Raw genomic sequence first — 11,105 nt, forward strand, 5'->3', positions numbered from 1 at the left:
CACGACGCGACGGGCGCCCGCTCAGAACGCCAGCGGCGCGTTGTCGGTGACCTCCTTCATCACGAAGAACGTCCGGGTCTGGCGCACCCCCGGCAGCGGCAGCAGGCGTTCGGCGTGCAGGCGGCTGAAGTCCGCGATGTCTCGCACCCGGATCTTCAGGAAGTAGTCGAAATCGCCGGCCACCAGGTGGCAGTCGAGGATGAAGTCCAGCCCCTCGATCGCGGTCTCGAAGGCCGCGAAGCTCTCCGGCGTCGAGCGGTCGAGCACCACGCCGACGATCACCAGGGCGCCACGGTCGACCCGATCCGGCGCGATCTGGGCGCGCACCGACTTGACGTAGCCCTCGGCCAGCAGGCGCTGGGTGCGGCGGTGGCAGGTCGCCGGGCTGGTGCCGGACCGGGCGGCGATCTCGGCATTGCTGAGCCGGCCGTCGGCCTGCAGCAGGCGGAGAATCTTCAGGTCGGTTCGGTCCAGCCCGCGATCCATGAAAGAATCTCCCGAAAATCCGATCAGCTCGATGCAATTGAGGATATATCCGGCAGTTGGCCGTCCAGTCCATTCGAATCGAGGGTCCACTTCGGAAGCACCTTCCGAGCCGAAGCCGCTAGTCTGGCGCTCTCGTTGAGGCGCCAGGAGCGACCGCCATGTTGGAGAAGTTCGAACGCTATCCCCTCACCTTCGGCCCGACGCCGATCGAGAAGCTGGAGCGGCTGTCCGCCCATCTCGGCGGTGGCGTGCAGATCTTCGCCAAGCGCGACGACTGCAACTCCGGCCTGGCCTTCGGCGGCAACAAGCTGCGCAAGCTGGAATACATCGTCCCGGACGCGATCCGATCGAACGCCGACACCCTGGTGTCGATCGGCGGCGTGCAGTCCAACCACACCCGCCAGGTGGCGGCGGTGGCGGCCAAGCTCGGCATGAAGTGCCGGCTGGTGCAGGAGAGCTGGGTGCCGTTCGAGGACGCGGTCTACGACCGGGTCGGCAACATCCTGATGAGCCGGGTGATGGGGGCCCAGATCGAACTGGTCGACGAGGGTTTCGACATCGGCATCCGCGAGAGCTGGGAAAACGCCATCGAGGACGTGAAGGCCAAGGGCGGCCGGCCCTACGCGATCCCGGCCGGCGCCTCGGTGCACCCGCTCGGCGGCCTCGGCTATGTCGGCTTTGCCGAGGAGGTCCGGGCCCAGGAGGCCGAGCTCGGCTTCAAGTTCGACTACGTGGTCGTGTGCACTGTCACCGGCTCGACCCACGCCGGCATGGTGGTCGGCTTCGCCGCCGACGGCCGGGCCCGCAACGTCATCGGCATCGACGCGTCCTGCACCCCGGAGCAGACCCGCGAGCAGGTCCTGGAGATCGCCCGCGGCACGGCGGATCTGGTCGGCCTCGGCCGCGCCATCGAGGACGACGAGGTGGTGCTGAAGACCGAATACGCCTACCCGGTCTACGGCGTGCCGTCGGCCGAGACCAACGAGGCGATCCGCATGGCGGCCCGGCTCGAGGGCATGATGACCGACCCGGTCTACGAGGGAAAATCCATGCAGGGGATGATCGACCTGGTGCGCAAGGGCTTCTTCGCGGCCGGCTCCAGGGTCCTCTACGCCCATCTCGGCGGCGTGCCGGCGATCAACGGCTACAGCTACGTGTACCGCAACGGGTGAGGGTGTAGTCCAGGACAACGAGGTGGCGGGTGGGTTCCGGCTCGGCCGCGCCGAGGGCGGCGCGTCCGTTCGGAATGACGAGTTGTTCTAGTGGACGTCATTCCGGACCGGGTCGCCGTAGGCGGAACGGAGCCGGAACCTACGGAGCGACCGGCGTCTCAGCCCGAAGCCGCCGCCCCGCGATGGATCCCGCACTCGGTCTTGCCGAGCCCGGCCCAGCGGCCGCCGCGGGCGTCCTCGCCGGCCGTCACCCGACGGGTGCAGGGCGCGCAGCCGATCGAACGGTAGCCGTCCTCGAACAGCGGGTGGCGCGGCAGGTTGCGGTGGCGGAACGCGTCCTCCACCTGCCCGGCGGTCCAGCCGGCCAGCGGGTTCACCTTGACCCGGTCGTCGATCACCTCGATCGGGCTCAGCCGCGACCGGTCGGCGCCCTGGAAGCGCTTGCGGCCGGTGATCCAGGCGTCGAAACCCGTCAGCGCGCGCTCCAGCGGCACCACCTTGCGGATGTGGCAGCAGGCGTCGGGATCGTGGCGGTGCAGGTTGCCGTCCGGGTCGGCGTGCCGCAGGTCGGCGGAATCCGGGCGCAGGTTGCGCAGGTCGGTGAAGCCGAAGCGACGGGCCAGGATGTCGCGGTAGTTCAGGGTGGCGTCGAAATGCTTGCCGGTGTCCAGGAACAGCACCGGCACCGAGCGGTCGATGCGGGCCGCCATGTCCAGCAACACCGCCGCCTCGGCGCCGAACGACGAGACCAGGGCGATCCGGCCCGGGAACACCCGGGTGATCATCGCTTCCAGCAGCGCCTCGCCGTCGAGCCGGCCGAACGCCCGGTCCCAGGCGGCGGCATAGCTGCGGGCAACGGAAGGGGCGTTCGGCGGACCGCTGTCCGCCGGCTCGGTGGTCGGATCCCGATACATCTCGGTCTTCCCGGTTGGAGATCTGCTGGTCTGCGCCCGTCGCACCGTGGGTCCCGGAGCCATCCCGGATCAAGTCCGGGACTCTCCGGGATGACGACACTTGATTTCCGTCATTCCGGAGAGGGCGCGTCAACGCCAGGCTCCGGAACCCACCCGCTGCTCAGTCGCGTCCAGCTCAGTACGCCCAGTTTGCCGCGCATACGGCGGGTTCCGGCGCCGCCATCGGCTCGGAGCGGATGACCGCGGCGGTCGACCGCGCCGGCACCGCGTAGCGCCGGCGTGCCGGGATCGGCGCCTGGCTGTCGGCGGCCGGCTGGTACCAGGCGCTGAACGCCGAGGTCGCCGCCTGCCAGCCGGCGGCCGCCCGCTCGTCGACCTCCAGCGCGTCGAAGCCGCAGCGCTGCAGGAAGGCGAACTGGTCGCGCAGGATGTGGCCGACCGCCCGGATCTCGCCGCTGAAGCGGTGCCGCTCGCGCAGCAGGCGGGCGTAGGAATATGCCCGGCCGTCGGTGAATTTCGGGAACTCCAGCACCACCAGGTCGAGGCGGTCCAGGTCGTCGGCGATCAGCGCCGGCGACTGGTGGCTGGCCAGCCGCACCCCGACCGGGCCGACCCGGCCGGACAGCCGGTCGCGGTGCTCCTGCCACAGCTCGAGTGGCACCAGCAACGGGCCGTCACGGTCGAGGTCGCCTTCGCCGGCGGCCGTGAACCACGGATCCTGGAGCGGGGCTCCGTTCTTAATGAGCGGCATAGAGCTTCTCCTTGAACGGCTTGAGGCCGATGCGGCGGTAGGTGTCGATGAAGGATTCGTCGGCGTCGCGGCGCTCGGCGAGGTAGACGTCGACGACGGTCTCGACCGCGCCGGCGATCTGCTCCTCGTCGAAGGCCGGGCCGACGATGTCACCGATCGCGGCGTTCTCGTCGGCGGCCCCGCCGAGGGTGACCTGGTAGAACTCCTTGCCCTTCTTATCGACGCCGAGGATGCCGATGTTGGCGACGTGGTGATGGGCGCAGGCGTTGATGCAGCCGGAGATGTTGACGGTGACGTTGCCGACCGCCTGCTCGCGCTCCAGGTCGGCGAAGCGCGTGCTGATGACCTGGGCGATCGGGATCGACCGGGCGTTCGCCAGGTTGCAGTAGTCCAGGCCCGGGCAGGCGATGATGTCGGACAGCCGGTGCGAGTTGGCGGTCGCCAGTCCGGCCGCGACCAGCGCCTGCCAGACTGCGAACAGGTCGTGCTTGCGCAGGTCCGGCAGCAGCAGGTTCTGCTTGTAGGTGACGCGGATCTCGCCGAAGCCGTAGCGGTCCGCGAGGTCGGCGACGGCCTCCATCTGCTCGGCCGAGGCGTCGCCGGGGATGCCGCCATGCGGCTTCAGCGAGATCGTGGCGATGGCGTAGCCGGGGCGCTTGTGGGCCTCGACGTTGCTCCGGACCCAGGCGTCGAAGCCGCGGTTGCCGGCGCGCTGGACCGCCAGCTCCAGGCAGGAATCGTCGAGCGTCTGGTAGGCCGGCGGCGCGAAATAGCCGCGGATGCGCTCGATCTCGTCGGCCGGCAGCCGCAGTTCGCCGTCGCGGATATGCGCCCACTCCTCCTCGACCAGCCGGGCGAACTCCTCGGCCCCGGTCTCGCGCACCAGGATCTTGATGCGGGCCTTGTAGATGTTGTCGCGGCGGCCGAGCTGGTTGTACACGCGCAGGATCGCCTCGAGGTAGGACAGCAGGTGCTGCTCGGGCAGGAAGTCGCGGATCTTCGCGGCCAGCACCGGGGTGCGTCCCTGGCCGCCGCCGACCAGCACCTCGAAGCCGGGGTTGCCGTCGGCATCGCGCTTCATGCGCAGCCCGATGTCGTGGGCGGCGGTCACGGCGCGGTCGCGGCCGGAGCCGGTCACCGCGATCTTGAACTTGCGCGGCAGGAACGAGAATTCCGGGTGCAGGGTCGACCACTGCCGGATGATCTCGCAGTAGATCCGGGAGTCGGCGACCTCGTCGTCGGCGACGCCGGCGGTGGCGTCGGCGGTGGTGTTCCTGATGCAGTTGCCGCTGGTCTGGATGGCGTGCATCTCGACCGCCGCCAGGTCGGCCAGGATGTCCGGGGTGTCGGACAGGGTCGGCCAGTTGAACTGGATGTTCTGGCGGGTCGTGAAGTGGCCGTAGCCGCGGTCGTAGCGCCGGGCGATGTAGGCGAGCTGGCGCAGCTGCCGGGCCGACAGGGTGCCGTAGGGGATGGCGACCCGCAGCATGTAGGCGTGCAGCTGCAGGTACAGGCCGTTCATCAGGCGCAGCGGCTTGAACTCGTCCTCGCTCAGCTCGCCGCTGATCCGGCGGGCGACCTGCTCGCGGAACTGCTCGACCCGCTGGGTCACGAAGGTGTGGTCGAATTCGTCGTAGCGGTACATGTCGCCGGTTCCGGTCAGTTCGGGGCGGTCTGGTAGCCGAGGTCGGTGCGCACGCTCGGGCCGAGGGTGCGGATCGCCTCGCGCTGTCCGAGCGGGGTCGGGAAGCCCTCGGCGATGTCGACCTTGAAGGCGTAGGGGCCGATCACCGTGCCGGCCCTGGCCTGGGCCTCGGCGACCGCCAGCAGCGCCGCCTCGGCGTCCTTGCCGTCGGCGACGGCGGCGTCGGCCAGGCGCTCCGTCCAGTCGCCGTCCGCGGTCAGGTAGATCACGGCGCCGTCCAGCAGGCGATTGGCGGTGATGGCGGTGCTCGGCATGGCCATGGTCCTCAGGAGGCGACGGAAAGCGTGCGGGGCGCGCTTGCGGCCGGAGCGGCGCCGGATGCGGCCACGCCGGGGACGACCTCGACCTCGATGCCGTGGACCCGCAGGTGAGCGGCCTCGTGGCCGGCGGTCGCCGGCCCGGACTTCAGCCGGACGACCCGCTGGCCCTCGCGGGCCCGGTGCACCAGCAGGGCGTCGATCTCGGCCTGGCTCCAGGACTGCGCGCCCCGGGCCTTGCCGACCGCGATGCGGGTGGCGTCCCGGCGTGCGTAGGCGAGTACCTCGCCGTCGATCTCCCGGTCGTGGATCACCACGTCGGCCTGCTGCAGCAGCCGCAGCGCCTTCAGGGTCAGCAGGTCGGGGTCGCCCGGGCCGGCGCCGACGATGTGCACCACGCCCGCGGGCTGGCCGCGGTCCTGCGCGGCGAGTTGGCCGAGGACCTGGGAGCACCCGGCCTCGTCGCCGCGCAGGATCCGCGTCGCGATCGGCCCGTCCAGGACCGAATCCCAGAACCGGCGGCGGACCGGCGCCGATTCCAGCGTCTCGTTGACGGCCTGCCGGGCGTCGTCGAGGGCGCGGGCGAGGGCGCCCAGGCGGGCCGGCAGCAGGGCCTCGATCCAGGCGCGCACCCGGCGGGCCAGCGCCGGTGAGCTGCCGCCGGTCGACACCGCGATCAGCACCGGGTCGCGGTCGATGATCGCCGGCATGATGAAGGTCGACAGCGCCGGGCGGTCGACCACGTTGACCGGCACCCGGGCCGCCCGTGCGGCCGCCGACACCGCCACGCCGTCGGCGTCCGGCTCGGCGACGATCACGACCGCCCGGCCTGCCACCGCGTCGGCGGTCGGGCGGCGGCGATCGATCGTCACGCGCCCGTCCCGGGCCCACTCCAGCAGCTCGCGGGCGGGCGCCCCGGCGGCGACGGTGACGTCGGCGCCGGCGGCCAGCAGCAGCCGGGTTTTGGCGACCGCTGCCTCGCCACCGCCGACCACCAGCACCGGCTGGCCGGCCAGCCGCAGGAAGGCGGGAAAGCCGTTCACGGGCGGCGCTCCCACGTGGAGCGCACGGTGCCCCGGGCGGCTGTGCTAGTGTCTGCGGTGAGGGTGGCGAGGGGCACGGTCACACTCCACTGGTTCGTATCCACGAGCCCACGGAGTTGTTCCCCGTGGCGCTTTAGCATTTTGTGACGCGGCTGCAAGCTGCCCGATCAAATGGCCGCGGGTCCGTCAGGGAGGACCAGGCCCGATGCGACGTTCGAAGTAGCATATAGCGAACGAACGTTCGTTGTAAAGAACATGGATCGACAGAAAGAACGAAATCCGCTCCGGCGGGGATTGTGATAGGTCAGGGAACGATGTCGCAGCGGATCAGGGAGCCGGGAATGGCCGTGGCACCGCCGAAGTTCGGCGGCGAGATATTGCGGGCGCGCAAGGATGCGGGCCTCAGCCTCGACGAACTGGCGCGCCGCAGCGGCGTGTCGAAGTCGATCCTCTCGCAGATCGAGCGCGACAGCACCAATCCGACCATCGCCACCGTCTGGCGGATCTGCGCGGCACTCGAGCGCACGCCGGAGAGCCTGTTCCGCAGCGGCGAGGCGGAGGAGTCCGGCGTGGTGCTGCTGAGCGCCAACGCCACCCCGGAGATCCAGAGCGAGGACGGGCGCTGCCGGCTGCGCATCCTGGGCGCGATCGAGACCGTCGAGCGCGTGCAGTGGTACGAGTTCGCGGCCGACCCCGGCGGCGAGCTGGTCTCGACGGCGCACGGCAACGGCAGCGTCGAGCACCTGACGGTGCTGGAGGGCACCCTGGCGGTGACCGCCAACGGCGACACCAAGACCGCCGGCCCCGGCGAGACCCTGCGCTACGCTACCGCCCAGGGGACCCATGTGGTGAAGAACGCCGGCAGCGAGCCTGCGCGGGCGATGATGGTCTGCGTGCTCTGAAGACGAACGGGCCGCACCCGGCGATCGCTCGCCGGGCCGGCCCGTTCGCTGATCGGCGCGGCGACCGTGGCGGCGGCCGCCGTCAGGTCACTTGCAGTTGAAGGTCACCACGGTCTGGTCCGGCATGGCGCCGGCGTCGGCACTGCCGGCCGACATCGGGCCGCGCGGGTCGCAGTGCTCCCTGGCGATCCGGGTGGCGTCGCCCATGCCGGAGATGCTGTCGTAGTAGACGACCTTGATCTGGTTGTCGGACATCGACTGGATCTCGGCCGCCGGAATGGCCCCGGTGTCGTTGGCACAGGCCGACACCAGAAGACCGAAGGCGATCGTCGCGATAGTGGCTTTCATCTCTCTTTACCCCTCCTGAATGGGACCTCAGTGTTGACCGGGAATAAGCCCCGGCTGCGGCTTCGGCGCCCCGGAATTGTCAGAGTCTGAAACGCGCGTGGTCTAGGAAGGTTCCAACATAGGACGACGATAGGCAGGCGTCATCACTTGAAGGACGGTTGCAGGGTACCGCTTGGCGCCGGCGCACCGAGATTTCGGGGAACGGCAAGGCTGATCTCGCGGGTGGAAGTCGGCGGCCGGGTGCCCGGTGCGCCGGACCTCGCGTCTTGGCCCGACGTCGCTTCTCGGATGTGTGGAAGCGCCCGGATGTGGCGAATGCCTCTTGGCTGTTCGGTCGATTGCAATGTCGCCAAGCGATCGACATTGGCCGAAGTTTGGTGTCGAACTTTCATCGAGCAATTGTCGAATTGGACTTGCTTGCTCGTAAATCGCGCAAATACAATCGTATCACTAGAACAACCGTTGGAGGCGGGGGCGGGAGACGGGTGGCAGGATCGCTGCAAGCGTGAGTGTTGCCGGTGGCCGCGTCATCGCCCTCGATAGAATAGTCGAGGATCGAGGATGCCTTCGACGGAAGCCGACGACCGGGTTCTGCTCGGCGAGACCATGGCACGACCGTGCTCGTCGATCGTCAAAGCCTACATTGACTCCGACGGCGGCGTTTCGGTCGCGAGTTGGTGGACCGGGCAGGCAATCAAGCTGAATGAGGGCGGGGTATCGGCCGGTTCGGCCGGCGTGGTGATGCATGCCTGACCGGTAGGGTCGGCGGCTACGGGTTCAGCGACGACGGGGGCAGGGAATGGCCGGGATTATCGGCACGGACGATCGGACCCAGGTGCCCGACACCACTGCATTCCCGAACGCGGCGGTCGTCAGAATCGAAATCGACTGGGACGGCGACGGCTCATACGAAGGCTGGGGAACCGGGGCGATGATCAGCCCCGACGACGTCCTCACTGCCGCGCATGTTCTGTGGAACCCCACCTACGGCTATGCCCAGAACGTCCGGGTGATCCCCGGTATCGATGTCGGGAGCCAACCGTTCGGTTCAGTCAACAGCTCGACATTGCATGTGTCCGAACAGTACCAGGACCTGCGTACGTCCGGCAGTCAGACGCAATACCAGCACGATGTCGGTATTATCAACCTGGGCACGTCGATCGGCGATTCGACCGGCACCTTTGCGATCCAGGCGAATTCCGGTCATGGCCTAATCGGGTCTTCGGTGACGACCGCAGGATACCCGGGCGACTTCTCGGGCGGCCTCGCACAGTACACCGCGTCCGGGTCCGTCGTTTATTCGGAGTATCACGACCTCATACGGTTCAGCGATACGATCGATGTCGCCGGCGGCCAGAGCGGCTCACCGATGTGGGTCTCGCTCGACGGTCAGCTTACAGCGGTCGGCGTCCTCGCCGGCGCAGGGAATAGTAGCAACGCCGGCGCGACCATCACCTCGGACTATTACAACCTGATCTCCGGATGGACCGGTGGTGACATCACGACGGGTGTCACTCCGGGCAGCGTCGTCGCCGGTACGAACTCGAACGATTCGATCGTCGGCGGCAATGAAACCTCGGACACCGTCAGCGGGCTTGGCGGCAACGATGTCCTGAGCGGCGGTGGCGGCGGCGATGTGCTGTCCGGCGGCGACGGCAATGACACCATGTACGGCGGCTTCGGCGATGATCTGTTGTTGGGCGGTGCCGGAACCGACAGGCTCTCGGGAAACACTGGCAACGACACTCTCTCGGGCGGAGCGGGCGACGATTCTCTGTACAGCAGCAATGGATTCGGCTTGCTGGTGGGCGGTGATGGCAACGATTTCCTGCTCAGTACCGGCCGCGATGATGTGCTGTCTGGAGGTAGCGGCAACGACCAGCTATGGGCCACGGGCGGTGACGACACGCTATATGGCGGTGACGGCTTGGATACCTTGTCCGGGAGCCTCGGCAACGACTCGCTGTACGCCGACGGTGGATCGGATGTCCTGGTCGGCGGGCCCGGCGACGACCGGTATATCCTGTCGGGCCAGGGCTTGTCGGGCACGTCGATCCAGATCGTCGGCTTCGAGGCGGGCCACGACTCGATCAGCGTGGAGGGGGCGCCAACCGCCGGCATAGTGTCGGTGTCGAGTCTGGGCGCCGACACGGTGATGGTCGTCGACACGGACGGCGACGGCTTCGGGGACGTCAGCCTTCAGATATCGAGCGACCAGGAACTGTTCTTTTCGACCGTTTCCGGTGCGCTCGGCACCGACATCGTCGCGACCACTCCCGATCCTATCGTGGGCACCGCCGGCAGCGAGGCGATTGCCGGTACGTCGCACAGCGACACGATCAGCGCCCTCGACGGGGACGACACGGTCTCGGCGCTCGACGGCAACGACATCGTGCTGGGCGGCGCCGGCAACGACCTGCTGTCCGGCGGCGACGGCAACGACAGCATGAGCGGCGGGAGCGGCGCCGATGTGCTCTACGGCGGCCACGGCGGCGACAAGCTGAGCGGCGGCACCGGCGACGACACCATCTACGGCGGCGAGAGCGGTTGGATCGCCAATCACTACGGAAATGCCGGGAACGATCTTCTGTATGGCAGCTCCGGTTCCAGCTACATGCGGGGTGGTGACGGCGACGACACCCTGGTCGGGGGCGGCGGACGGGACACGCTTTTTGGCGATGCCGGCGCCGATCTGCTGAGCGGTGGCTCCGGGAACGATGCGTTCCGCGGCACGCCCACCGAACTCGGCGAGGACACGATCGCCGATTTCACGCACGACGATCAGATCCTCGTCGGCGATGTCGATCTCACCTCGCTCAACGGAACCGCGGCCAGCGGAACTATCGACCTCGGTGGCGGCCAGATCCTGACGCTCGCGGGTGTCGATGCTGGAAGCGGCACGTTCTCGGTCAGCCAAAGCGGGACCACTTCGACAATCACCCTGATATCACCGGCCATCGTTTCGACGGAGGCGGCCGATACGATAATCGGCACGAACGGGGCCGAAACCGTCACGGCGCTGGGCGGAGACGACATGGTCTCTGCGCTGGATGGCGACGACCGTGTGTCGGGCATGGACGGCAACGACACGCTGTCGGGCGGTGACGGCTCCGACACCCTGCTCGGCGATGCGGGGGACGACGTCCTGTTCGGGGGCGACGGGTCGGACCGTCTGTCCGGAGGTGCCGGCGCTGACAGCCTGCTCGGCGGGTCGGGCGACGATACCGTCATCGCCGGCTCGGGAGTCGAGTGGCTCTCGGGCGGAGCCGGCAACGACGAGTTCGCAGGCCGGGTCTGGAATCTGGACGGCGACACAGTCGCGGACTTTGCGGTCGGCGACAGCATCGCAGTGGTGGGGGCGGACCTGTCGTCGCTGGATGGCGAGGCGGCGAGCGGCAGCATCGACCTCGGCGGCGGCCAGGCCCTGATACTGGCGGGAGTCGGTTCCGCCAGCGGTACTTTCTCGGCGGTGTTCGCGGGCGGCAGCACCAGCATCACGCTGGTGGCCCCGGCGGTGTCGGTGTCGA

At 68.8% G+C, this 11,105-nt stretch carries 11 protein-coding genes and 1 riboswitch; of the genes, 4 read left to right on the forward strand and 7 right to left on the reverse strand.

Translation table 11 applies throughout. The features are described from left to right. Positions 1-21 precede the first annotated feature (21 nt). Positions 22-486, reverse strand: a complete 465-nt coding sequence (locus tag RIC31_RS15040) for an Lrp/AsnC family transcriptional regulator (RefSeq protein WP_350109121.1) — start codon at positions 484-486, stop codon at positions 22-24. A 158-nt stretch (positions 487-644) separates the two neighbouring features. On the opposite strand from RIC31_RS15040, the gene RIC31_RS15045 reads away from it, so the two are divergent. Beyond that, positions 645-1,658: a 1-aminocyclopropane-1-carboxylate deaminase gene (locus tag RIC31_RS15045; RefSeq protein WP_350109124.1), complete on the forward strand. Its 1,014-nt coding sequence runs from the start codon at positions 645-647 to the stop codon at positions 1,656-1,658. Positions 1,659-1,816: 158 nt separating this feature from the next. On the opposite strand, the gene RIC31_RS15050 is transcribed toward RIC31_RS15045, so the two are convergent. From RIC31_RS15050 to RIC31_RS15070, 5 genes are all read right to left on the reverse strand, one after another. Next, positions 1,817-2,572: a phosphoadenylyl-sulfate reductase gene (locus RIC31_RS15050; protein ID WP_350109127.1), complete on the reverse strand. Its 756-nt coding sequence runs from the start codon at positions 2,570-2,572 to the stop codon at positions 1,817-1,819. Between the two features lie 175 nt (positions 2,573-2,747). Further along, positions 2,748-3,323, reverse strand: a complete 576-nt coding sequence (locus RIC31_RS15055) for a DUF934 domain-containing protein (protein WP_350109130.1) — start codon at positions 3,321-3,323, stop codon at positions 2,748-2,750. Further along, positions 3,310-4,968: a nitrite/sulfite reductase gene (locus RIC31_RS15060; protein ID WP_350109133.1), complete on the reverse strand. Its 1,659-nt coding sequence runs from the start codon at positions 4,966-4,968 to the stop codon at positions 3,310-3,312. The genes RIC31_RS15055 and RIC31_RS15060 overlap by 14 nt, the downstream gene beginning before the upstream one ends. 14 nt (positions 4,969-4,982) lie before the next feature. Next, positions 4,983-5,282, reverse strand: a complete 300-nt coding sequence (locus RIC31_RS15065) for a DUF2849 domain-containing protein (protein WP_350109136.1) — start codon at positions 5,280-5,282, stop codon at positions 4,983-4,985. 11 nt (positions 5,283-5,293) lie between these two features. Continuing rightward, positions 5,294-6,328, reverse strand: a complete 1,035-nt coding sequence (locus RIC31_RS15070) for an SAM-dependent methyltransferase (RefSeq protein ID WP_350109139.1) — start codon at positions 6,326-6,328, stop codon at positions 5,294-5,296. A 113-nt stretch (positions 6,329-6,441) separates the two neighbouring features. Beyond that, a riboswitch (SAM riboswitch) is annotated at positions 6,442-6,517 on the reverse strand. Between the two features lie 152 nt (positions 6,518-6,669). On the opposite strand from RIC31_RS15070, the gene RIC31_RS15075 reads away from it, so the two are divergent. Beyond that, positions 6,670-7,230 (forward strand): helix-turn-helix domain-containing protein, encoded by a 561-nt coding sequence (locus RIC31_RS15075; RefSeq protein WP_350109142.1) that lies wholly within the window; start codon positions 6,670-6,672, stop codon positions 7,228-7,230. A gap of 87 nt (positions 7,231-7,317) precedes the next feature. Here RIC31_RS15075 and RIC31_RS15080 read toward each other — a convergent pair whose 3' ends face one another. Next, positions 7,318-7,578, reverse strand: coding sequence for a hypothetical protein (locus tag RIC31_RS15080; protein WP_350109145.1), 261 nt, complete (start codon positions 7,576-7,578; stop codon positions 7,318-7,320). Positions 7,579-8,139: 561 nt separating this feature from the next. Between RIC31_RS15080 and RIC31_RS15085 the strand changes: the two genes are divergently transcribed. Together RIC31_RS15085 and RIC31_RS15090 are read left to right on the forward strand one after the other, a co-directional pair. Continuing rightward, entirely contained in the window at positions 8,140-8,331 is a 192-nt protein-coding gene (locus RIC31_RS15085; RefSeq protein ID WP_350109148.1) for a hypothetical protein, read from the forward strand. A 46-nt stretch (positions 8,332-8,377) separates the two neighbouring features. Next, a partial coding sequence (locus RIC31_RS15090) for a trypsin-like serine protease (RefSeq protein ID WP_350109151.1) occupies positions 8,378-11,105 on the forward strand: 2,728 nt, incomplete at its 3' end.

It is taken from the genome of Thalassobaculum sp., assembly GCF_040219615.1.
In the GTDB taxonomy this organism is placed as follows: domain Bacteria; phylum Pseudomonadota; class Alphaproteobacteria; order Thalassobaculales; family Thalassobaculaceae; genus Thalassobaculum_A.

Bases quoted from the DNA above. Each gene is read 5' to 3' on its own strand.
- RIC31_RS15040 (WP_350109121.1), bottom strand. From the start codon at position 486: ATGGATCGCGGGCTGGACCGAACCGACCTGAAGATTCTCCGCCTGCTG.
- RIC31_RS15045 (WP_350109124.1), top strand. From the start codon at position 645: ATGTTGGAGAAGTTCGAACGCTATCCCCTCACCTTCGGCCCGACGCCG.
- RIC31_RS15050 (WP_350109127.1), bottom strand. From the start codon at position 2,572: ATGTATCGGGATCCGACCACCGAGCCGGCGGACAGCGGTCCGCCGAAC.
- RIC31_RS15055 (WP_350109130.1), bottom strand. From the start codon at position 3,323: ATGCCGCTCATTAAGAACGGAGCCCCGCTCCAGGATCCGTGGTTCACG.
- RIC31_RS15060 (WP_350109133.1), bottom strand. From the start codon at position 4,968: ATGTACCGCTACGACGAATTCGACCACACCTTCGTGACCCAGCGGGTC.
- RIC31_RS15065 (WP_350109136.1), bottom strand. From the start codon at position 5,282: ATGCCGAGCACCGCCATCACCGCCAATCGCCTGCTGGACGGCGCCGTG.
- RIC31_RS15075 (WP_350109142.1), top strand. From the start codon at position 6,670: ATGGCCGTGGCACCGCCGAAGTTCGGCGGCGAGATATTGCGGGCGCGC.
- RIC31_RS15080 (WP_350109145.1), bottom strand. From the start codon at position 7,578: ATGAAAGCCACTATCGCGACGATCGCCTTCGGTCTTCTGGTGTCGGCC.
- RIC31_RS15085 (WP_350109148.1), top strand. From the start codon at position 8,140: ATGCCTTCGACGGAAGCCGACGACCGGGTTCTGCTCGGCGAGACCATG.